Origin of the sequence: Chloracidobacterium sp. (assembly GCA_025057975.1) — a bacterium.
Classification (GTDB): domain Bacteria; phylum Acidobacteriota; class Blastocatellia; order Chloracidobacteriales; family Chloracidobacteriaceae; genus Chloracidobacterium.
Window position 1 is genome coordinate 62032 of sequence record JANWUV010000001.1, and the last position, 21698, is coordinate 83729.

20 protein-coding genes are annotated in these 21698 nt (G+C 60.5%); 19 read left to right on the forward strand and 1 reads right to left on the reverse strand.

The genetic code is table 11. The features are described from left to right. Positions 1 to 73: 73 nt before the first annotated feature. The 11 genes from NZ585_00255 (at position 74) to NZ585_00305 (ending at position 12602) form a co-directional block, all read left to right on the forward strand. Positions 74 to 832 (forward strand): metallophosphoesterase, encoded by a 759-nt coding sequence (locus NZ585_00255; protein MCS7078469.1) that lies wholly within the window; start codon positions 74 to 76, stop codon positions 830 to 832. Between the two features lie 21 nt (positions 833 to 853). Further along, positions 854 to 2026, forward strand: a complete 1173-nt coding sequence (locus tag NZ585_00260; GenBank protein MCS7078470.1) for an MFS transporter — start codon at positions 854 to 856, stop codon at positions 2024 to 2026. A gap of 136 nt (positions 2027 to 2162) precedes the next feature. Next, positions 2163 to 3410, forward strand: a complete 1248-nt coding sequence (locus NZ585_00265; GenBank protein MCS7078471.1) for a VWA domain-containing protein — start codon at positions 2163 to 2165, stop codon at positions 3408 to 3410. Next, complete coding sequence (locus NZ585_00270) at positions 3391 to 4077, forward strand: outer membrane lipoprotein carrier protein LolA (GenBank protein MCS7078472.1); 687 nt, start codon at positions 3391 to 3393, stop codon at positions 4075 to 4077. The genes NZ585_00265 and NZ585_00270 overlap by 20 nt, the downstream gene beginning before the upstream one ends. 338 nt (positions 4078 to 4415) lie before the next feature. Then, complete coding sequence (locus NZ585_00275; GenBank protein ID MCS7078473.1) at positions 4416 to 5618, forward strand: aminotransferase class I/II-fold pyridoxal phosphate-dependent enzyme; 1203 nt, start codon at positions 4416 to 4418, stop codon at positions 5616 to 5618. A 105-nt stretch (positions 5619 to 5723) separates the two neighbouring features. Then, positions 5724 to 7541 carry a signal peptide peptidase SppA gene (sppA, locus tag NZ585_00280; GenBank protein ID MCS7078474.1) on the forward strand — a complete coding sequence of 606 codons (1818 nt, stop codon included), beginning with the start codon at positions 5724 to 5726 and terminating at the stop codon, positions 7539 to 7541. 91 nt (positions 7542 to 7632) lie between these two features. Beyond that, entirely contained in the window at positions 7633 to 8784 is a 1152-nt protein-coding gene (locus NZ585_00285) for a response regulator (GenBank protein ID MCS7078475.1), read from the forward strand. A 187-nt stretch (positions 8785 to 8971) separates the two neighbouring features. After that, positions 8972 to 9718 carry a YebC/PmpR family DNA-binding transcriptional regulator gene (locus tag NZ585_00290; protein MCS7078476.1) on the forward strand — a complete coding sequence of 249 codons (747 nt, stop codon included), beginning with the start codon at positions 8972 to 8974 and terminating at the stop codon, positions 9716 to 9718. Between the two features lie 8 nt (positions 9719 to 9726). Next, positions 9727 to 10590 carry an alpha/beta fold hydrolase gene (locus NZ585_00295; GenBank protein ID MCS7078477.1) on the forward strand — a complete coding sequence of 288 codons (864 nt, stop codon included), beginning with the start codon at positions 9727 to 9729 and terminating at the stop codon, positions 10588 to 10590. A 5-nt stretch (positions 10591 to 10595) separates the two neighbouring features. Next, the gene (gene rsmI, locus NZ585_00300; protein MCS7078478.1) at positions 10596 to 11450 is read left to right on the forward strand and encodes a 16S rRNA (cytidine(1402)-2'-O)-methyltransferase; all 855 of its coding nucleotides are present in this window, start codon (positions 10596 to 10598) and stop codon (positions 11448 to 11450) included. Between the two features lie 84 nt (positions 11451 to 11534). Beyond that, on the forward strand, positions 11535 to 12602 hold the full coding sequence (locus NZ585_00305; GenBank protein ID MCS7078479.1) for a 3-deoxy-7-phosphoheptulonate synthase: 1068 nt from the start codon (positions 11535 to 11537) through the stop codon (positions 12600 to 12602). A 39-nt stretch (positions 12603 to 12641) separates the two neighbouring features. Here the strand turns inward: NZ585_00305 and NZ585_00310 are convergent, their stop codons facing one another. Further along, entirely contained in the window at positions 12642 to 13016 is a 375-nt protein-coding gene (locus NZ585_00310) for a hypothetical protein (protein MCS7078480.1), read from the reverse strand. Positions 13017 to 13270: 254 nt separating this feature from the next. Between NZ585_00310 and NZ585_00315 the strand changes: the two genes are divergently transcribed. The 8 genes from NZ585_00315 to NZ585_00350 all read left to right on the forward strand — a co-directional run bounded on the left by NZ585_00315 (position 13271) and on the right by NZ585_00350 (position 21696). Further along, positions 13271 to 13765, forward strand: a complete 495-nt coding sequence (locus NZ585_00315; GenBank protein ID MCS7078481.1) for a flavin reductase family protein — start codon at positions 13271 to 13273, stop codon at positions 13763 to 13765. A 35-nt stretch (positions 13766 to 13800) separates the two neighbouring features. Further along, on the forward strand, positions 13801 to 15090 hold the full coding sequence (locus tag NZ585_00320; protein ID MCS7078482.1) for an HD domain-containing protein: 1290 nt from the start codon (positions 13801 to 13803) through the stop codon (positions 15088 to 15090). Positions 15091 to 15209: 119 nt separating this feature from the next. Further along, complete coding sequence (coaD, locus tag NZ585_00325; GenBank protein ID MCS7078483.1) at positions 15210 to 15728, forward strand: pantetheine-phosphate adenylyltransferase; 519 nt, start codon at positions 15210 to 15212, stop codon at positions 15726 to 15728. A gap of 698 nt (positions 15729 to 16426) precedes the next feature. After that, positions 16427 to 16852 carry a MerC domain-containing protein gene (locus NZ585_00330; protein MCS7078484.1) on the forward strand — a complete coding sequence of 142 codons (426 nt, stop codon included), beginning with the start codon at positions 16427 to 16429 and terminating at the stop codon, positions 16850 to 16852. A 229-nt stretch (positions 16853 to 17081) separates the two neighbouring features. After that, positions 17082 to 19148: a dehydrogenase E1 component subunit alpha/beta gene (locus NZ585_00335; protein ID MCS7078485.1), complete on the forward strand. Its 2067-nt coding sequence runs from the start codon at positions 17082 to 17084 to the stop codon at positions 19146 to 19148. Between the two features lie 9 nt (positions 19149 to 19157). Beyond that, complete coding sequence (gene hisA / locus NZ585_00340; protein MCS7078486.1) at positions 19158 to 19886, forward strand: 1-(5-phosphoribosyl)-5-[(5-phosphoribosylamino)methylideneamino]imidazole-4-carboxamide isomerase; 729 nt, start codon at positions 19158 to 19160, stop codon at positions 19884 to 19886. Positions 19887 to 19951: 65 nt separating this feature from the next. Next, positions 19952 to 20617, forward strand: coding sequence for a transcriptional regulator (locus NZ585_00345; protein ID MCS7078487.1), 666 nt, complete (start codon positions 19952 to 19954; stop codon positions 20615 to 20617). After that, complete coding sequence (locus tag NZ585_00350; protein MCS7078488.1) at positions 20617 to 21696, forward strand: Mrp/NBP35 family ATP-binding protein; 1080 nt, start codon at positions 20617 to 20619, stop codon at positions 21694 to 21696. The genes NZ585_00345 and NZ585_00350 overlap by 1 nt, the downstream gene beginning before the upstream one ends. Positions 21697 to 21698: the final 2 nt, after the last annotated feature.

Consider the following 21698-nt stretch of genomic DNA (forward strand, 5'->3'; position numbering starts at 1 on the left):
GCGTACTTCATTTGAGAACGGCGGCGATAAAAAAGTCGGTCGCATTCCGCCTGCTTGCCAGGACGCTCATTCCATGCGTGTTTTTGCCCTTGGCGATCCTCACTTGTCCTTTGCCAGACCGAAGCCGATGCACATCTTCGGCGAACACTGGCGCGACCATGCCGCTAAGATCGAGCAGGCGTGGGCACGCATCGGGACGCCGGACGATGTACTCATTCTGGCCGGCGACCTTTCGTGGGCAATGCGGCTGGAAGACGCCCGTCCCGACCTTGATTGGATCGCCCGCTTGCCCGGACGCAAACTCATCATTCGCGGCAACCATGACTTCTGGTGGCAGTCGCTCGCCAAGGTGCGGGCGGCGGCGGATGCTTCCATCACGCCGCTCCAAGCTAGTTGCGTCATCATCGGGCGGATCGCCTTCGTTGGGACGCGCGGCTGGCAGTGTCCGGGCGACGAACCGAGTACAGACGTGCTGGAACGACAGGAAGCCGCCCTGCGCCGCGAGAAGCCGCGTCGTGAGTACACTGCGCAGGATCGAAAAATCTACGAACGCGAGGTGGGACGGCTGCGGCTAGGGCTGGAGGCGGCGCGCCGGCAACGCACGGCGTTTGACCGGCTGGTGGTCATTCTCCACTATCCCCCGATGAACGCCCGGCATGAGCCAAGCGGCTTCACGCAGTTGCTGGCGGAATACGAGGCCGACTGGTGCGTGTACGGTCATTTGCACGGCGAAGCCATTGCCACGGCGTTTAACGGCCGACTTGGGCGCACGCGCTTCCAACTGGTCAGCGCGGACAGCCTCGACTTCACGCCCTTCCAGCTTGAGCTATAACGGCTTGCACCGACTTGACCTATGACGACGCGCCGTCCCATTTCACGCCCGATTCTACTGCTGGGAGTCGTCAGTTTGTTGACCGACATGGCGAGCGAAATGCTCTATCCCATCGCACCGCTGTATCTGACGGGAACGCTGGGGGCGTCGCTTGTTTTGGTCGGGTCTCTGGAGGGTGTCGCCGAGGGCATGGGCGGTTTTCTGAAAGGTTACTTCGGCGCATTGTCCGACCGGTTGGGGACGCGCGCGCCGTTTGTTCGCGCCGGTTACACGCTGTCGGCGCTGTCAAAGCCGCTGCCGGGCCTCTGGCCGGCCGCCGGGGCGGTGGTCTTGGGACGGCTCGCCGACCGCCTTGGCAAGGGCTTGCGGAGCGCGCCGCGCGACGCCCTACTGGCGGGTTACGCGCCAGTCGGCGCGCAAGGGCGCGTCTTTGGCTTCCACCGCGCGATGGACACCGCTGGAGCGGTGTTAGGTCCGGCGGCGGCGTTGGCGTTTCTTGCGCTGCGGCCAGGCGACTATCGGACGTTGTTCCTGCTGGCTTTTTTTCCGGGCGTCTTGGCGGCGCTTTGCGTGTGGCGGGTGACGGACACGCCGTTTCAGCCTGCGCCGACGCGCCGCTTTGCGCCGTTTGCGGTTTTTGCCTACTGGCGACGTTCATCGCCGGCGTACCGCCACCTTGTCGTCGCCCTGACGCTGTTTGGGCTGGTCAACAGCAGCGATGTATTTTTGATTCTCAAGGCGCGGCAAGTCGGCTTTTCCGACGCCGCCGCCGTCGGCGGCTACGTCCTGTACAACGCTGTCTATGCGTTGGCGGCCTATCCAGCTGGCGACTTAGCCGACCGGCTAGGTAAGCAGCGGGTGCTGATATGGGGATTGGGACTTTACGCCGCCGTCTATGTTGGTTTCGCGCTGCTGACCCAGGCCTGGCAAGCCTGGGCCTGCTTTGCCGTCTATGGGTTGTACGCCGCCGCAACGGAAGGCGTCGGTAAGGCGTGGATTGCCGACCTGACGCCGCCTGAAGAACGTGGCGCGGCCATTGGGCTGCAGACGATGTTAGCGAGTTTCAGCGTTATCGCGGCGAGTACGGCGGCGGGCTTGCTCTGGGAAAAGGTTCATCCGTCTGCGCCGTTCTGGGTTGCCGCCGCCGGAGCAGGATTGTCTCTGCTTTGGTTGCGCGCCGCGCCGCGCATATGAGCGCCTGTTCCAGTCTCGCTTGTCGTCGCGGGCTGACTGTGACAAAACGCCGCCGAGGTGTTTGTCGCGGCATAGGCAACGCTAGGAGCTGGGTATGAGACAAACCCAAGTGAAGTCAGCACTTGGAGGTGACGACGTGAACTGGATACGGGTTTTCGGTCGCAGCACCGGTCGTTTTCCGGTCATCATTTTTTGCGCGATTTTTTGCGCGCTGGCGGTTGGATCACCGGCCGTTGCCCCGCTCCCCACAGCGCTGGCGCAGTCAGGCGCGACGCGCAAAACATCGCCGCCGCCCAACGACAAGCCGAACCGGACACTCCCAGACGAAAAACCATCCACCAAGCCCGGCGACGCCCCCCAAGGCGGCCAAGACCCAGACCGTCCTATGGGGACGCCGCGCCGCCGCCCGCCCACGAAAGAACCAACGACTGACGACGACGGCAACGTCATCGTTCTCACAACAAACGTCGTCAACTTGGAAGTCGTCGTCTGTGACAAAAAAACCGGTCGCATTTTCACCGATTTGAAGCCGTCCAACTTCACCATTCTCGAAGACGGTGTCAAACAGGACATCACCAACTTTCAGACCGGCGACAGCTCCATCACGTTGGTCATGGTGCTGGAATACAGCCGCGTCATCGGCCCGTTGGTTTTTGAAGTGCTTGAACCGGCGGCGCAGTTCATTGAACGGTTCGTCCGCCCAAACGATTACATTTCGATTGTGCCTTTCGACATTCGCCCCAAGGTCCTGACTGACTTCACCAACGACCCGGCGGTGCTGCGGTCAAGCATCGCGCTGCTATACCGAAACTTTCCGGCGTTTACCGAAAGCAATCTCTTTGACGCGCTCAAATTCGTCATCAAGGGCGGCAAACTTGACGGCGAGGACTACACCGGACTGGAGGAAGTGCAGGGGCGGACGGCGATTTTACTTATCGCGCTGGGGATTGACACCTTCAGCCGCATCAACTACGACCAAGCACGCAAAATCGTCGAGAACGCTGGCGTGCCCATCTACTGCATTGGCATCGGTAATCTGTTTTACAAGCTCAATGACCCGCTGCTGTCCCCGGAAGCCAATCTCACATTTCTTCAAGCGTTCAACACGCTGCGCACCTTCGCCGAAAGCTCCGGCGGACGCTACTTCCCGGTGACATTTGTCGGCGAACTGCCCACCACCCTGCGCTCGATAGATGCGCTGCTGCGCAGCCAGTATAGCATCGGCTATGAACCGACCAATCCACGCCGGGAGGGCAAGCGCCGGAAGATTGAGGTGCTGGTAGACATTGACGGCGACGGCAAACCGGACAACAAGCGGTTGGAGCTTCAGTACCGCCGGAGCTATGTCGAGCCGGGAGGCGGTGATGGCAAGCGCAAGAAGTAACCCGTCGCGCCTCGCACGGCGACGGTTTCTGGGTTGGTTCCTGCTTGCCGGGGGCGGATTATTAGGCGTACCAGTCGTCCGACCGGTTTCGGGATGCGCTGCCGGCGCAAGCGTGGACGCCCGCGCCGTTTTCGCTGGTGTGCTCCGGCGGTACGGACGCCTAACGGCGCTGACGGCGGATTTCACGCAGATTCATCAGGGCCGCCAAACCCTCCGCGAGCAAGGCAAACTGGCGCTTCGGCGCAATGGACGTATGCGGTGGGACTACGCCGCGCCCAACGTCAAGCAGTTCATCTGCGACGGCAAGCAAACCTACTTTTACAGCGCCGCCCGTGGGCGATACGTGGTTGAGCCGGTACGCGCCAGCCGCGACCCTCGGACGCCGTTTTTGTTCCTGCTGGGTGACCAGCGCGCGGCGCGGCTGTTCAGTCAGGTGGAGCTGGCGGCTGAGCCGCCGGTTCGAGCCGGCTACGTGGTACTGCGCCTGACGCCGCGCGAACGCCTTGAAACGGTCACGGCGGTGTTGGCAGAGTGCCACCCGACGACCTTCGAGTTGGCGCGCATTTCGCTGTTGAGCGCTTCCGGTGGCCGCGATGATTTTCTGTTCTCGAACATCGTTGAAAACCCATCGCTGCCGGAAAAGCTTTTCGAGTTCACGCTGCCCTGAGCTGCTGTGTCAACATAACGGAGGTCACGTGCGCCCCGATGAAGGTCGCCACTGCCCCTGCCTGTTAGCGATCAAAAGGACACGGCGACTTGGCGCGGGCCGGCACAAGCAGACATAGCAAGCTGACGCAGATTGAGAGCACACTTAGCGTATAGCCCTGTTCATTGGGGACGGCGGAGACGACGCCGTCCCTTCCCCACTCAGCCTGACACGGTGACCCGCACGCCGATTGCGAGTGGGACCGGATTCCGCTACAACCTAGCCGTTTCGTCAACGACTCACAGGGATTCGGTAGAAAGGCCCGCCGACGGCCTTTCCGCGCCGAGGAAAGGCTTTGTATGACCAGTCCTGCGCCGTTTCGTCCCGCCGAACGGACGAAGAACTACAACTATGCGATTCGCAATATCGTCGCGGCCGCCAAAGCCGTCGAAGCCGAAGGGCGGCCGGTGCTATACCTGAACATTGGCGATCCAGTGCTTTACGGCTTCCAACCGCCAGCTGCCCTGACGGAAGCCTTGGCGCGCGCCGCCCGCGACGGCCACAACGGCTACGCGCCGTCGGTCGGGACACTCGCGGCGCGTGAAGCCGTCGTCCGTGACGCCGAAGCGCGCGGCGTGTACCTGTCGCCGGATGATGTTGTGATCAGTTCCGGCGCGTCTGAAGCGGCGGACATGCTGCTCAGCGCGCTGCTGGAGCCGGGCGACGATGTACTGACACCTTGCCCGACCTATCCGCTCTATACGGCGATCATCGCCAAGCTGGGCGCGCGTGAAAACTACTACCGGCTTGATCCGGCGCAGGGCTGGACGCCCGACCCGGACGAAATCCGCGCCAAGATCACACCCCGAACGCGCGCCATCGTCATCATCAACCCAAACAATCCCTGCGGCTCGGTCTATGACGCCCGGCTGCTGTTGGAACTCCTCACCATTGCCGAAGAACACCGGCTTGTCGTCATTGCGGACGAGGTTTACTACCGGTTGACCTATGGGCCGCCGCCGCCGCCAATGGCGCAGCTGGCCGCCGGGATGGATGTGCCGGTCGTTACGCTGGAAAGTCTCTCAAAGTCACACCTTGTCCCCGGCTGGCGAGTCGGCTGGATGACCTACACGAATACACAACGGTTCGGCGATGTCATCGCCGCCGTCCGCAAAATCGCCGAGGCGCGCATTTGCAGCCCGCTGCCGACCCAGCAGGCGTTGCCGGCGGCGCTCGCCGACCAATCTCACCTGCCAGGGCTGGTTGAGGAAATGAAGCTCCGGGCCGCGATCACCGTTGAAGCGCTCAACGCCATCCCCGGCTTGAACTGCGTGGCGCCACAGGCGGCCTTCTACGCTATGGGACAGGTTGAGGACCTCAAGGGACAGACAGACGAAGCGTTTGTTCTGGCGCTTTTACGTGCGACGGGCGTACTGTTTGTCCACGGCTCCGGCTTCGGCCTCGACCCCTATGCTGGTTACTTCCGCATTGTCTTCTTGCCGCCGCCGGACACGCTGCGCGATGTCTATGCGCGTCTGGCGACTTATGTTCGGCAACGCTGAGGCAGCGTGTATAGTTAGGCGCGACAACAAAAACGATTCAAAACTTGCGCTGTTCGTCCCGTCACGACAACAGGCGGCGGACAGTGTTGGAAAGCGGGCGCGGTTATGCGGGAGTTTCTGAAGTACGTCTTTGCCAGCCTGACTGGTACCGTTATCTTTTTCGGTATTCTGCTGGGCGGCGTTCTCTTGTTGCTGGCCTCGATTGTGTCCCTGTCAGGCGGGCGGGGAGTCGAGCCTGACGTACGCGACAAAACCATCCTCGTCTTTGACCTCTCAACAACAATTTCCGATGTTGCGCCCAGCGAAGATGGGCGCAACATCGATGTGCAGCGCTTTTTGCGCGGCGGCAGCGGGCGGATTCTCCCCCTGAGCACCGCCCTGGACTGCCTCGACAAAGCCGCCGCCGACAAGCGGATTGTCGGGCTTTACCTGCACGGGAACCTGCAAAGCGAAGGTTACGGCTCCGGTTTCGCCGCGCTGCGTGAAATCCGTGAGGCGTTGCTGCGCTTCAAGGCCGCCGGAAAGCCTATCTATGCCTACAATGAGACCTATAGTGAACGGGACTACTACTTGGCGTCCGTAGCGGACAAGATTTTCCTCAATCCCTTCGGCTCAATAGAAATGAACGGTCTCGCCTCGGAAGTGATGTTCCTGGGCGAGGCGCTCAAGAAGTACGGCGTAGGTGTTCAGGTCACGCGGGTCGGCAAATACAAATCGGCCGTCGAGCCGCTGATCCTCGACAAGATGAGTCCTGAAAGCCGTGAGCAGACCCAGAAGCTGCTGGACGATGTATGGAGCGAGTTTGTCGCCAGCGTCGCCCCGACCCGCCAACTGACGCCCGACGACCTGCAACGGCTGGCGAACGAAAAAGCCATCCTGACCGGAGAAGACGCCGTAGCGGCCAAGTTGGCGGATCAGACCGCCTACTTTGATCAAGTGCTGACCGAACTGCGTAAGGTGACGGAAGTTGGGCAGGACGCCCCGTTTCGGCAAGTGAACCTGACAAGTTATGCGCGGGTGTCGCGTCGCTCGCTGGGCTTGGAACGCACCTCCCGCAATATCATCGCCGTCGTTTACGCCGAAGGCGAGATTGTGGATGGACAGGGCAACGACGGGCAAATCGGCGGCGACCGGCTCGCCAAAGAACTGCGCAAGTTGCGCCAAGACCGGGCCATCAAAGCCATCGTGCTGCGCGTCAATAGCCCCGGCGGCAGCGCCTTGGCTTCCGAAGTGATTCGGCGCGAACTGGCCGAAACGCGCGCCGCTGGCAAACCCGTCATCATCTCGATGGGCAGTGTCGCGGCGTCCGGCGGTTACTGGATTTCAACCGCCAGCGACAAAATCTTTGCTGCGCCTAACACGATTACCGGCTCGATCGGCGTCTTCGGCATCCTGCCGAACATCCAAAAGCTGGCCGCCGACTACGGCGTGACGTGGGACACAACCAAAACCAACCGCTACGCTGATTTGGGAACGATTACGCGCCCCAAGACTGAGGAAGAACTCAAGCTCATCCAAGCCAACGTCGATCGGATTTACGATGAATTCCTGACGCGCGTGGCCGAGGCCCGCAAGCTCTCGAAGGAAGCCGTGCAAGAGATCGCTCAGGGGCGTGTGTGGTCAGGCGCGGAAGCCAAGCGGCTGGGGCTGGTAGATGAATTTGGCGGTTTGGAAGCGGCTATCCGGGCGGCGGCTGAGGCGGCTAAGTTGGGCGCGGATTGGAAGATTGCAGAGTACCCCAAGCGCCGCAACTTGGCAGAACAGCTTGCCAAGCTCCTGGCGGATGAGGAGCCTGACCGGTTGGCGCAAGGGCCGCTCCAGCGTGAATTAGAGCGGATCTGGACTGAGGCGGCAGCGCTGGCCGCGCTCAATGACCCGCTGGGCGTCTACGCCCGGCTGCCCTTCACACTCCGCTTCAACTAAAGGCCTGCGCAACAAGCGGCCCCGTCCGGCGCGCGCGGAACGCCGATGTATGTTTCTCACTGAGCCCTAATCTTACTGAGCCCTAAAAGCCATGGATGACGCCCGCATTCGAAACGCCAAGATTCTTGTGGTTGACGATCTCGAACTAAACATCAAACTGCTGGAGAATCTCTTGGCGGAGGCTGGGTATCGGAACGTTTACAGCACCACCGATTCCCGTCAAGTCGCGCGACTCTACCGAGAACTGTCACCTGACTTGGTGCTGCTCGACCTCCACATGCCGCACCGCGACGGCTTCCAAGTCATGGAAGACCTGCGCGAAATCGAGCGGGATTCCTACATTCCGGTACTGGTTCTAACCGGGCTTCCTGACCACGCGACACGACTGCGGGCGCTGGAAGCCGGTGCGCGTGATTTCCTAAGCAAGCCTTTCGAGCACGTCGAAGCGCTGACGCGCATCCGCAACATGATTGAGGTGCGGCTATTGCACAACGATGTCCGCGAACAAAACCGACGGCTTGAAGAAAAGGTCCGCGAGCGAACCCAGCAGCTTCGGGAGACCCAGTTGGAAATCGTCCGTCGGTTGGGGCGGGCGGCGGAATACCGTGACAACGTGACTGGCATGCACGTCATTCGGATGAGCCACTACTGCGCCGAACTGGCCCGGGCCATCGGTTGGGACGAAGAAGCCTGTGAAATGCTGCTGCATGCCAGCCCAATGCACGACATTGGGAAAATCGGTATTCCTGACCGAATTCTCCTCAAGGAAGGCCAGCTCACGCCCGAAGAGTGGGAAGTCATGAAATCCCATGCCACCATCGGAGCGGAGTTGCTGAGCGGCTCCAACTCGCCGTTGATGCAAATGGCGATGGAAATCGCCCTCTCACATCACGAGAAATGGGACGGCTCCGGTTATCCGCGCGGCCTCAAGGGCGAAGACATCCCGATTGTCGGACGGATTGTGGCGCTGTGTGACGTGTTTGACGCCCTGACGACCGAACGCCCTTACAAACAAGCTTGGCCTGTTGAGGATGTCATCGCTGAACTAGAGCGTCAGAGCGGAAAGCACTTTGATCCCTACCTAGTCGAAACGTTCAAGAAGATTCTCCCCAAGATTCTACAAATCCGTGAACGCTACACGGAAAAGGCGGCGACCGCCGCCGCCAAACACAGCGGTAGCCGCCAGCCGTTAGCGCCGGACGAAAAGTACCACCTGCCGCCCTATTTCCAACCGCAAACGTGAGTTCCGGCAGGGACGGGCGCGACGCCTACGCCTGACGCACTGACCAATCACGTTGGTGCAGTCGCCGATTTGCTCCCGGGCTGCAAGACGCGCCGCTCCCGCCCCCTGTGGTAGAGTCACGGGCGTCAGTTGGTTTGAAAAACTTGACGAGTTTTGACACTTGCCTGGCTGAGGGAACCCAAACGTCATGTCCGGTCACAGTAAATGGCACACCATCAAGCACAAGAAAAGCGCGCTGGACGCCAAACGCGGCAAGATTACAACGCGGTTGGTTAAGGAGCTGACGGTGGCGGCGCGGGTTGGCGGCGGCGATCCGGCCGGCAATCCGCGTTTGCGCAAGGCCATCGCCGACGCCAAAGCCGAGAACATTCCGAACGACACGATTGAGCGGGCCATCAAACGTGGGACCGGCGAAATCGAAGGCGCTACATACGAAGAAATCATCTACGAAGGTTATGGCCCCGCCGGTGTCGCCATCTTGATTGAGGCGGCGACCGACAACCGCAATCGTACGGTCAGCGAGCTCCGGCATTTGTTTGCTAAAAACGGCGGCAACTTAGGCGAAACCGGCAGCGTCAGTTGGCTCTTTGAGCCTAAAGGCGTCATCACGGTTGAGAAGAGCGTCAAATCGGAGGAAGAACTGTTCGAGATCGCTGTTGGGGCTGGTGCGGAAGACATGCGCGATCTGGACGAATACTGGGAAATTCAAACCCAACCGGAAGCCTTCGACGCGGTTTTGGCGGCGCTGAAGGCGGCAAACATTCCTACTGTTTCCGCCGACCTAACGCGCGTCCCCAAAACCTACGTCAGGCTTGAAGGTAAGGATGCGCAACAGATGCTCAAGCTGTACGAAGCCCTCGACGATCATGACGACGTACAGAAAATCTTGACCAACTTCGAGATAGATGACGCCGAGTTCGACCGACTGAAGTAGCGCGCAGTATGTCATCTCTAGCCGAGCCGCCTGTGCATGCGCCGACTTCCGTCTGGTTGTGGCGCGGTCAGCGCATTCACTACGCCCGGCGTGGGGACGGCGACCCGGTGCTGCTCATTCACGGCCTCAATGCGGCGGCGTCCGCCTACGAAATGCGCAAAGTCTTTCTGGGGCTGGAAGACGCTTTTGATGTCGTCGCCCCGGACTTACCTGGTTTCGGGGCTTCGGAGCGGCGGCGGATGGACTACACAGCCGCCCTGTACGTTGACTTCATCCTCGATTTTTGCCGCGAACGGATCGGTACGGCCTGCCATGTCATCGCAAGTTCGCTGGGCGCGGCGTACGTCATTCGTGCGGCAAGTCTTGCGCCGGAGCTGTTTCGGAAGTTGATCCTGATTGCGCCGACCGGGATTCGCGCGCTGGCGGATGAGCGCCCGACGCGCTGGCGGCGGCTGGCGCGCAGTATTCTGTTTTCGCCGGTTGGGACGCTGGTGTTCGGGCTGCTCAGGACGCGCGCCGCCATCCGGTACTTCATGACGACGCAGGGGTTTCACAATCCGCGCAACTTTTCACGCGAATACGAGGATTATCTTTACCGGACGATGCGAGCGAAAAACGCTAAGTACGCGCCCATCGCCTTTTTGACCGGCATGGCGAACTGTAATGTCAGCCTGCTCTTTGGGCGTTTGACCATGCCGGTGCAACTGGTTTGGGGGAAAGACGCGCGCACCACCCCGGCGCGACAGGCGGAGGATTTTTTAGCGCGGAAGCCGGATGCGCAGCTGACGCTCTTTGACGCCTGCGCCCTGCTGCCACATGACGAACACGCCGACCAATTCAACCGACTGGCGAAGCGTTTCTTGCGCGAGTAACGGCAATGCCGCTCTACCTCGTCCCAACGCCGATTGGTAATCTGGAGGACATCACCTACCGCGCCGTGCGGGTTTTGCGTGAAGCCGACCTCATCGCTTGCGAGGACACACGCCGCACGCGCCAGTTATTGGCGCACTACAGCGTTTCAACGCCGTTGGTGAGCTACCACGAACACAATGAGCGCGCCCGAACGCGCGAGTTGCTGGAGCGCCTGCGCCGGGGCGAAACAGTGGCGCTCGTCAGCGACGCCGGGACGCCGGTGGTTTCTGATCCGGGTGCTTATCTAGTGCAAGCGGCGATTGCCGAGAATATAGCGGTCATCGCCCTCCCTGGCGCTTGTGCGGCCGTCACAGCGCTGAGCGCGGCAGGCCTGCCAACGGACGGCTTTCGTTTCGTCGGCTTTCTTCCTCCCAAAGCCAATGCGCGGCGCACGGCGCTGGCCGAACTGGCGGACGAGCCGGTGACGCTGGTGTTTTACGAGGCCCCGCATCGGCTGCCAGCGTTCCTGCACGACGCCTACGCGCTGTTGGGCGACCGGCCGGCTGTTGTAGCGCGTGAACTGACCAAACTGCACGAAACCTACGTGCGCGGTACGCTAGCGTCTCTAAGGGATCACTTTGAGACGGAAACGCCGCGCGGGGAAATCGTTGTGCTGATCGCTGGGAAAACCACCGCCGCGCCGCTGCCGCCGGACGACGCCACGCTTGTGGCCGAGATCGCCCGTCGGATGGACGAGGAAGGGCTAAGCGCCACGGAAGCGATCAAGCAGACGGCGCAACACTACGGCCTGCCGCGCCGCCGGGTGTACGAGCAATGGCTGCGCCGCGCCGCCATATCGGTTGCCAATGAAGGGCCGTAACTGCTATGCGTTGTTTACGCCGACAATTCGGTTGTGTAAGTCTGACTTCCCCCCTATGGCGTTTGTGCGGGGTTGTTTTGTCCCATGGACTACGCGATTGACGACGTTCGCATTCAAGCTTTTGAGCCGATTCCAACCCCCAACGAACTTCGGAAAGAACTGCCTATCACGCCCAAGGGCGCCGCAACGGTCTATTACACACGGGAGGCTATCAAGCGGATTTTACGCCGCGAGGACGACCGGCTGCTGGTCGTCGTCGGCCCGTGCTCAATTCACGACCCACAGGCGGCGCTGGAGTATGCGGAGCGACTGCGTCCGCTTTGTGAGACGTACGCTGACGACCTTGTGCTGACGATGCGGGTGTACTTTGAAAAACCCCGGACGACCATTGGCTGGAAGGGACTGGTCAACGATCCTGACCTCAATGGAACGTTCAATGTGCAGCGCGGTTTACGTCTGGCGCGGCAACTGTTGGTGACGTTGTCCGAAATGGGCGTGCCGGCCGGTAGTGAGTTTGTGGATTTGATTTCGCCGCAGTACACGGCGGAGTTGGTCAGTTGGGGTGCGATCGGCGCGCGGACGACGGAAAGCCAATCGCACCGTGAGCTGGCTTCGGGCTTGTCCTGCCCAGTAGGTTTCAAAAACGGAACCGGTGGAACGATTCAGATTGCTGTGGACGCTGTTCGCTCGGCGCGTGAGCCGCACGCTTTTCTGTCGCACACGAAAGAGGGCCGTTCGGCGCTATTTCGCACGACCGGCAACCCTGACTGCCACATCATCCTGCGCGGCGGCCGGACGCCGAATTACGACCCGCACCACGTCGCCGAAGCGGTGCGTTTGATGGAAAACGCCGGGCTGCCGGCGCGCATTATGATTGATTGTAGTCACGCCAACTCAGGCAAGGATTACCGGCGGCAGCCTATCGTCTGCCGCAGCGTCATGGCGCAGGTCGCTGAGGGTAATCGCGCCATCATTGGCACGATGCTGGAAAGTCACCTGGTTGAGGGCAGACAGAACTACGTCCCCGGACAGCCGCTGGTGTACGGACAGAGCATTACGGACGCCTGTATTGGTTGGGAGGAAACGACGAAACTACTGGAAGAACTGGCGCAAGCGGTTCGCGCCCGCCGCCGTACCCCGGCGCGCGCCTGACGGTTGACACCGGGGTGATAGCGGGTCGGTTGTTGGCTTTTACTCTTTCGGAAGCAACGAGCCAATTGTGCCAAAAACGGTGTCGGCAACGCCTTGAATAGTTCTCTCCACGGCTTTGTCGAGTCCGAGTCGCGCCACTTGGTCGGAAATCAGCTCTGTGCCTTCAAGGATGCCAAAGGGCCAGAGCATAAACAGCGCGACAAAGGGTGTCGCCAAAATGGTGACGCCGATCCGAACCAAGTCGTTGCTGCCAAACAGCGTCCCTTCAAGGAAGCGATACGTTTCCTTGCCGGAGCGGTAAATGCCCAGCAGCGGCGTCACCGGCAGCATCGTCATCGGATAAACATAGCCGGTGATCATTAGGTTGATGAAGCCACGTTCGGTGACGGGGGGAAGGGCAGTGGTTTCGCTCATAACAGCTGCGTACCTCGCACAGGAAACTGGCCATCGCCTCTGCCAGCGCCGCAATGAGAACCGGCGCAGCCATGGCGGCGAGCCGGATGCGATTTTGGGTTGTGTCGGGGACGCCGTTTGAAACGATAATCGTCAGGGCATGGTGCCCCTAGCGTACTCAATCCACGCCACGGCGCACAATGAAAATCTTGTCGCGGTTGAATTCACCGCGTCTTTTCTCGATGTTTTCCGACCTGTGAGGAGACTGCACCCTTATGACCGAGACCCTTCAGACGACCGATATGGAAGCCATCGGGGCGGCGCTGGGACGTATTTCCAGTGGCATTTTTATTCTGACCACCGGCGCGGGCGCAAAGGCCACCGGTATGCTGGCGTCGTTCATCAAACAGGTGAGCTTCCATCCTCCGATGGTGATGGCGGCCATTCGGCAGGGACGCCCCATTCTGACCCGTCTGCGAGAAAGCGGCGCGTTCGCCGTCAATGTCTGCCATAAGCAGAACGGTAAACTGGTCGCGCACTTCGCTAAGGGGTTCGCTTTAGATGAGCCGGCGTTTGAGGGCATTGCGCATGAGCCGGCTGTGACTGGCGTACCGGTCATCCCGGAGGCGCTGGCGTATCTCGATTGCGTCCTGCGGCAGGAAGTCACCGCCGGCGACCATATTCTGTTTTTAGGGGAGGTCGTCGCCGGCAAGGTGACCAGCGAGGGCGAGCCAATGATTAGGATTCGGAAAAACGGCTTTGACTACTAAGCGCCGGCTGAGGGCGCGAAAAGGAGAGCATCACCGTGCCGCCGCGCCGCTACAGCGACCCGGTTCACGGCATCATCACTTTGGAGCGCGAATCGTCGGGGGACGCTTTGTTGATGGCGCTCATTGACGCGCCGGAGATGCAGCGCCTGCGCCGGATTCGCCAGCTAGGGTTGGCCTGCGTCGCTTTTCAAGGTGCGGAACACAGTCGCTTCGCCCATAGCTTGGGCGTGATGCACACGATGACGCTGGCGCTTGACGCCCTGCAACGGAGCGGCGTCGCGTTGGACGCGGAAACCCGCCTCCAGGCCCGGGCGGCGGCGCTGCTACACGACCTCGGTCACGGCCCATTTTCGCACGTGATGGAGAAAGTGCTCCATCAGCGTCACGAAGACTGGACGACGCGCATTTTGTGTGCGCCGGAGACAGCGGTTCACGCCATTCTGGTCGCTTACGACCCAGCGTTGCCGGAAAAACTCGCCGCGCTGATGGCGGGCAAGTTTCAGCCGCGATTCATTGCGCAGCTAGTTTCATCGCAGCTTGATTGCGACCGATTTGACTACCTGCTGCGCGATAGTTTGATGACCGGCGTCAGTTACGGCCGCTATGACCTGCCGTGGATTCTGAACGCCCTCGCGGTGGACGGCGACGGCCGGCTCATTGTCCGCGCACGCGGCGTCCTTGCCGTCGAGGAATATCTGTTTGCCCGTTATCACATGTTCCGGCGGGTGTATTTCCACCATGCGCTGCGCGCCGCTGAAAACATGTTGGTGGCGATGTTTCGACGGGCTGTGACGTTGGCGGCGGCTGGGGCGCTGGTTTTTCGTCTGCCGGACTCTGCAATGGACAAACTCCTGACGATGCGCCCGTTGACGCCGCTGGAATACCTGAGCCTTGACGACGCCGATGTCCTGTTCCACATCAAGCAGTGGCGACATGACCCCGATCCGACGTTGTCCGATCTGGCGCAGCGATTCCTCAATCGGCGACTCTTCAAATCACTTGACGTTTCAGACTTTGCACCCGACCGGTTGGACGACCTCCGCACGGCGCTTGCCGAGGCGCTACACGCACGTGGACTTGACCCGGAGAGTTACTTGCTAGAAGACGACGCGCAGGATGTACCGTACTTTGGCCCCTACACGCCGGACGCCCCCGACCGCCGGATCATCGTGGAAGACGGACGGACACAGCCGTGCCTGCGTGAGATTTCTGAAGTTTCCAGCGCCGTCGCTGGTCTGCGCCCTTATCGTTTGCGTCGGCTGTGTTTCCCAGAGGAGGCGCGCGCCGTCGCCGACCGAGTGCTGCGCCAGACGGCAGCGGAATGACCGGGCGGTTACAGAGATTCGACATTCCTGCAACGTCACGGTAGAGTTTTGGCATAGGCCTGGTCGCCAACCAAACCGAACATACGCTTTACGACGACTGTCTGAAAGGAGCGCGCGCTGTGTGCCGTGCCGTATATCCGGGGTCGTTCGACCCTATCACCAACGGACATCTCGACATCATTCGTCGGGGCTGTACGCTCTTTGATCACATCACCGTCGGCGTTCTCAACAATGAGCAGAAAAATCCACTGTTCACCGTCGCAGAACGCATTGAAATGATCAAGCAGGTCACCGCGCCGCTGGCCGAGGCCACCGGCACGTGCATCGAAGTGGATAGCTTTGACGGCCTGCTTGTGGATTTTGCCAAACGCAAGCGAGCGAACTGCATCGTGCGTGGATTGCGCGCCGTCTCGGATTATGAGTACGAACTGCAAATGGCGCAGATGAACCGCCATATGCAGCCTGACATTGAGACGGTCTTTCTGATGTCGGCGGACACCTACAGCTTTGTCAGCTCACGGCTGATCAAGGAAATTTTCTTTCTGGGACGGTCAGTCGGACAGTTTGTGCCGCCGATTGTTGAGGCGCGGCTCAGAGCTAAGGTTCAGCACAAAGCAGCTGACTCAGAGCGTACGTGAAGAACCGCCGCCAGCCTTTCAGCTTGCGCGCCGACTTCCGCGCACTCAGGCTAGGGGAAGAATAACCACTAGTAACTCTTGACAATAAGCTCTGGCGATCGGTTCGCTGCGTTCAGGCGTCAGCTTGAGTTCACCGGCTCGAACACGTGACTTGCGCCACAATTGCGGCGCAAGTCACGTAGGTTGCGTGACGTACTTCGTCATGTGCTTCTCATGTGCGTTTACTCCGCACCGGCTACAACGGAGACCGGGGGAAGTCGCCATTGGTTCTTGCTCCTATCAGTCGCTGTTATTACGGCGGTGGTTTACATCCACGGGAACGCCTATCCGCTTGGTGGAGTCATCCAGACAACGGCTTTGACCGAAACGCGCAGCCAACGTCGCGCTGGGAAGCTGCAACCGTCCTGACTTCAGACCGCCCACCCAACCAGCGGGCGTCCCCAGCGTTCAGCCAGTCGTTGTCGCCGCGCCTGTCATTGTGGCGAAATCAAAGGTGATTTCCCTCCTCGCTCCTTGTCGAGCTTGTTGTGATAAGCGTCAGGCGGGGAACACAGGGTTTTGGGGCGCTGTGCATCAATGCAGGGGCTAGACTGTGGGGCGGCAGCCGACTTCGGCGGTGCAGATTGTCACGGCGGGGGCGCAGGCGTATAGTGGACGCCTGCAAACAATAATTTTCTTTGCTAGGGCGGAACTTGCCAGTGCCCGACACGTCAGTGCCCCAAACCGCCAGCCAAGCGTCCTGGTTGGAGCGTCTTAACTGGATCGCCGCCGCCGCCTCACTCATTTGCGCCATCCATTGCTTGGCGACGCCAGTTCTCATCGGCATCCTTCCGCTGCTTGGGTTGGGTTTGCTAACCGAACCGTGGTTGGAGTGGTCGCTGATCGGCTTTACCGGGACGGTTGGATTCCTGACACTGTGGCCAAGCTATCATCACCGGCATCGTCGGTGGCAACCACTGGCTCTGTTTGGGGTTGGTTTGGCTCTTATTCTCACCGCTAAGTTAGTTGCGGATGAAGGCTCATCGCTTGAAGCCTCCGGCATGGTTGCCGGCGCGTTGTTCGTCGCCGGTGCGAACTTGACCAACCACCGGCTGGTTCACACCTGCCCAACCTGCCGCCACTGACCTACGCCTCCCTCACGTTTGTCCGCCGCCCCGATTGTTGGTTGGGGGGCGGTTTCCACTTTAGACTTGAAAAACGGCGCGTGACAGACCACAAAAGAAGCTTTCTGCACCGTCGTCTGGCGGCGCGGCGCGCGCCTGACGCGCTCACTTTTTCCGAAAGGAGATTCGTTTCGTGCAGCCCCAGCCTGTTCTGCACCAGACGTACGCCGGTCTAGAGCCGGCGGACTTGATGGCGATGTACCGCACGATGGTGCTGTCGCGCCGTCTTGACGACAAGGAAATCCAGCTCAAGGGACAAAATAAGGTTTTTTTCCAAATCAGCGGCGCCGGCCACGAAGCTGTTCTCGTTGCGGCTGGGCGCGTCCTACGTCCCGCCTATGACTGGTTTTATGCCTACTACCGCGACCGCGCCCTCTGTCTCGAACTCGGTATGACGCCGCGCGAGATGTTGCTGGCGGCGGTGGGGGCGGCGGACGACCCTAACTCCGGTGGCCGCCAAATGCCCTCCCACTGGGGACACAAAGCGCTCAATATCGTCTCCAAATCAAGTTGCACTGGCACGCAGTTTCTGCAAGCTGTTGGCTTCGCCGAGGCAATGTACCGACAAGCGCGTTTGAATCTCGACCCTGCTGTTCTCGGTCGTCAGTTTCCGCCAGACGCCGTTGTGTACTGCTCGGCCGGCGAAGGCGCGACCAGCGAAGGTGAGTTTTTCGAGTCGCTCAATACGGCCTGCAATCTCAAACTGCCGGTCGTTTACCTGATTGAGGACAACGGCTATGCAATTTCCGTCCCAGTCGAGGTGCAGACGGCTGGCGGAAGTATTTCGCGTCTGGTACGTGGCTACCCTAATCTCCTTGTGCTGGAAGTAGACGGTACGGATTTGCTGGCCAGCTACCAAACAATGCAGATGGCGGTAGCCTATGTCCGCGAACGACGCGGGCCGGCGCTTGTTCATGCTCATGTCATCCGTCTCTACTCGCATTCGCTTTCTGATGATGAACGGCTCTACCGCACTCTGGAGGAACGCGAAAGCGACGCGCGGCGTGACCCGCTGGTGACATTCGCCGACTTTCTCCTGCGTGAGGGCATCGCTACGCAGGAGGAGTTAGCGGCGTTGCGCGCTGACGTAGAACGTGAAGTTAACGCCGCCGCCGATGAAGCCCTGTCCAGTCCGCAGCCGGCGCCGGAAACAGCGACCCTCTACGTCTATTCGCCAGATGTAGACCCGACTTCGCCCGCCTTCGATAGCCCGCGAACGCACCATGAGGGCGCACCGGCTACTATGGTGGATTTGCTCAACGCCTGTCTGCGCGACGAAATGGCCCGCGATCCACGCATTCTGGTGTTTGGCGAAGATGTCGCTGACGCCAGCCGCGAGGAAAATCTCAAGGAAGTCAAGGGCAAAGGCGGCGTTTTCAAAGTTACGCACAACCTCCAACGGCTGTACGGCGGCGACCGCGTTTACAACTCACCGCTTGCCGAAGCCAACATCATCGGCCGCGCCATTGGATTGGCGACGGCTGGCTTCAAGCCGGTGGTGGAGATTCAGTTTTTTGACTACATCTGGCCCGCCTACATGCAGCTGCGCAACGAGCTGGCCTTGCTACGATGGCGTTCCAACGGCGCATTCAAGTGTCCGGTCGTCGTGCGCGTCCCCATCGGCGGCTACCTCAAAGGCGGCGCGATTTATCACAGTCAATCAGGTGAAGCGCTCTTTACGCATATTCCGGGGTTGCGCGTCGTTTTCCCCTCGACAGCCGAAGACGCCAATGGTCTGCTGCGAACCGCTATCCGCGCCGACGACCCGGTGATTTTTCTCGAACACAAACACCTGTACCGACAGGCCTACAACAAAGGCGTCTATCCGGGTCCCGACTACATGATTCCCTTTGGCAAGGCCAAAGTCGTCCGAGAGGGTGACGACTTGACGGTGATTACCTATGGCGCGCTGGTTCAGCAGGCGCTTGTCGCTGCCAAGGAGGTCGAGCGGGACTACGATGTGTCGGTTGAGGTCATTGATTTACGCACGCTGTCGCCCTACGACTGGGGCGCGATTGTAGCGTCGGTCAAGAAAACCAACCGGGTCATCGTCGCGCACGAAGAGCCGTTGTCGTGGGGCTACGGCGCGGAAATCGCTGCCCGCATCGGCGAGGAACTCTTCGATTATCTCGACGCGCCAGTGCGGCGCATTGGCGCACTAGATACGTTTGTCGCTTACGCCCCGCAGGTTGAGGATTATATCCTGCCGCAGATTTCCGACTTGGTTGGCGCGATGGCGGCGCTGGCTGAGTACTGAGTCGCCGCGATGTTTGAGGTCATTCCGGCGATTGATCTCCGGCAGGGTAAGTGCGTCCGGCTGCAGCAGGGCGACAAAGACAGCGCCACGGTCTACGCCGCTGACCCGCTTGCCGTCGCCCAACGGTGGCGCGACGAAGGCGCTCGGCGGCTGCATGTTGTCAACCTCGACGGCGCGTTTGACGACGACGACACGGATAATCTTCAGGCAACAGCGCGCATCGTCCGTGGCGTAGATATTCCCATCCAGTTTGGCGGCGGCATTCGTAGTTTTGCGACGGCTGCACGGCTGTTTGAGCTGGGCGTCCACCGCATCGTCCTGGGTACCGTCGCCGTCGAACAACCAGCGCTGGTCGCCGAACTCATTACGCGCTTCGGCGCGGAAGCCATCGTGGTCGGCGTTGACGCTAAGCAGGGACGAGTGGCTACCCACGGCTGGCAAGTCGCCGGCGAGTGTACGCCGCTAGAGCTCGCGCAACGGGTGCAGGCGCTAGGCGTGACGCGCATCGTCTATACCGACATCACCCGCGACGGCATGCTCGTTGGGGGCAATGTAGCTGCAACAGCGGAACTGGCGCGGGCGACCGGGCTACGTGTCATCGCGTCGGGCGGCGTCGCCACACTTGCCGACCTTCAGGCATTGGCCGCCACAGGCGTCGTTGAAGGGTGTATTGTCGGTAAGGCGCTCTATGAAGGGCGCTTTTCGCTCCGCGCCGCCTTGCAGAGGCTTTTTGGCTAGGTTTTAGAAAAATAAAAACGTTTTTATTGACAAAAATCCCCACGGCGTGCATGCTTTGGCAGGGTATGACGACCTTTGCGGCACTACTCAAGGAACATCGCCACGACATCGTACGCCTCCTCAAGCAACACGGTGAAATGACGAGCGAGGCGCTGGCGGCGGCGCTTGGACTGACCCGCGTCAGCACGCGGCGTCATTTGGAAATCCTTGAGCGACAAGGTTACGTAACCTACCGCACGGTGGCGCGGGGACGCGGTCGTCCGAGTTACCACTACTCGTTGACGGCGCGGGCGGCGGAACTGTTTCCGCGCAGCTATGACACGCTGGCCTGTGAACTCCTGCAAATGACCCGCGAGTGCTTTGGGGAGGAAGGCGTTCTACGAGTGATTAGCGCACGGGCGGCGCAAGTGCTGCGGCACTTGGCGCCGCACCTCACGCCGCTCGATTTTCCAGCGCGTGTGGCAAAACTCGCAGAGTTCCTCATCGAGCGTGGCTATCTTGCTGAGTATGAAGCTCTCCCCGACGGCTCGTTCCGACTCATCGAGCGCAACTGCCCTACGATCAATGTCGCCAAGGCGTTTTCCGAGTTGTGCGCGCAGGAAAGGCAACTTTACGAGAACCTGCTGGGCGGCAAAGTCGTTCGTGAGCAATGGATGGCCAACGGCGACAGCGCATGCGGCTACCGAATCTTTCCACCGTCCGCAGCCGCTTCTTCGGGGGAGGCATCGTGATGCGCATTCTGGAACAGCAAGTACTGGACGCTCTCCGCGCCGTTGAGGACCCGGACCTCCACCGGGATGTCGTCTCACTCGGCATGATTCGAGATGTCGAGATTCGGGACGGCAACGTAGCTTTTCGCTTCGTGCTGACGACGCCGGCGTGTCCGGTCAAGGAGCAACTCGAACATCAGGCGCGGGCGGTCGTCGCAGCGATTCCCGGCGTCAAGCAGGTGACGGTCAAGATGGAAGCGCAAGTACCGCAGGGACGCGGCGTCCCCGAAAAAGCCGGTATTCCCGGCGTCAAAAACATCATCGCCGTCAGCTCTGGTAAAGGCGGCGTTGGTAAGTCCACGGTCGCCGTTAATTTGGCGGTCGCCCTTGCACAAACTGGTGCGCGCGTCGGGCTGCTGGACACGGATGTATATGGCCCGAATGTGCCCATCATGATGGGCGTTGTGGAAGAGCCGCGCGTCCGGGGCAACAAAATCATCCCGCGCGAAGCGCACGGCGTGAAGTTTATGTCTATCGGCCTGATTAACCGGGGCGACAAGCCAGTGATTATGCGTGGGCCGATGTTGCACGGCGTCGTTCAGCAGTTCCTGCGGGATGTTGAGTGGGGTGAACTGGATTACCTCATCGTGGATATGCCGCCGGGTACGGGTGACGTACAACTGTCGCTGGCGCAGCTTGTGCCAGTCTCTGGCGCGGTGCTGGTGACAACGCCGCAGGAAGTGGCGCTCGCCGACGTACGCAAGGCGTTCAACATGTTCAAGCAGGTCGGCGTCCCGATCTTCGGGATTGTTGAAAATATGAGTTACTTCTCACATCCAAACATCCCTGAACCGATTTACATTTTCGGCAAGGGCGGGGGCGCAAACATGGCCGAACAGTTCGGAACAGTTTTTCTCGGAGAGATTCCCTTGAGCATTGAAATCCGGGAAGGCGGCGACAACGGCGTGCCGGTCGTCGTCGGACACCCCCAGAGCACGCAAGCCAAAGCCTTTCAGTCCATCGCCGAACGACTCGCCGCCCAAGTATCCGTGGCGGCGATGGCGGCCCCGGAACTTCCTGAACTGAACATTGGAGGGTAAAA

Bases quoted from the DNA above. Each gene is read 5' to 3' on its own strand.
- NZ585_00255 (MCS7078469.1), top strand. From the start codon at position 74: ATGCGTGTTTTTGCCCTTGGCGATCCTCACTTGTCCTTTGCCAGACCG.
- NZ585_00260 (MCS7078470.1), top strand. From the start codon at position 854: ATGACGACGCGCCGTCCCATTTCACGCCCGATTCTACTGCTGGGAGTC.
- NZ585_00270 (MCS7078472.1), top strand. From the start codon at position 3,391: ATGGCAAGCGCAAGAAGTAACCCGTCGCGCCTCGCACGGCGACGGTTT.
- NZ585_00275 (MCS7078473.1), top strand. From the start codon at position 4,416: ATGACCAGTCCTGCGCCGTTTCGTCCCGCCGAACGGACGAAGAACTAC.
- sppA (MCS7078474.1), top strand. From the start codon at position 5,724: ATGCGGGAGTTTCTGAAGTACGTCTTTGCCAGCCTGACTGGTACCGTT.
- NZ585_00285 (MCS7078475.1), top strand. From the start codon at position 7,633: ATGGATGACGCCCGCATTCGAAACGCCAAGATTCTTGTGGTTGACGAT.
- NZ585_00290 (MCS7078476.1), top strand. From the start codon at position 8,972: ATGTCCGGTCACAGTAAATGGCACACCATCAAGCACAAGAAAAGCGCG.
- NZ585_00295 (MCS7078477.1), top strand. From the start codon at position 9,727: ATGTCATCTCTAGCCGAGCCGCCTGTGCATGCGCCGACTTCCGTCTGG.
- rsmI (MCS7078478.1), top strand. From the start codon at position 10,596: ATGCCGCTCTACCTCGTCCCAACGCCGATTGGTAATCTGGAGGACATC.
- NZ585_00305 (MCS7078479.1), top strand. From the start codon at position 11,535: ATGGACTACGCGATTGACGACGTTCGCATTCAAGCTTTTGAGCCGATT.
- NZ585_00310 (MCS7078480.1), bottom strand. From the start codon at position 13,016: ATGAGCGAAACCACTGCCCTTCCCCCCGTCACCGAACGTGGCTTCATC.
- NZ585_00315 (MCS7078481.1), top strand. From the start codon at position 13,271: ATGACCGAGACCCTTCAGACGACCGATATGGAAGCCATCGGGGCGGCG.
- NZ585_00335 (MCS7078485.1), top strand. From the start codon at position 17,082: ATGGCGATGTACCGCACGATGGTGCTGTCGCGCCGTCTTGACGACAAG.
- hisA (MCS7078486.1), top strand. From the start codon at position 19,158: ATGTTTGAGGTCATTCCGGCGATTGATCTCCGGCAGGGTAAGTGCGTC.
- NZ585_00345 (MCS7078487.1), top strand. From the start codon at position 19,952: ATGACGACCTTTGCGGCACTACTCAAGGAACATCGCCACGACATCGTA.
- NZ585_00350 (MCS7078488.1), top strand. From the start codon at position 20,617: ATGCGCATTCTGGAACAGCAAGTACTGGACGCTCTCCGCGCCGTTGAG.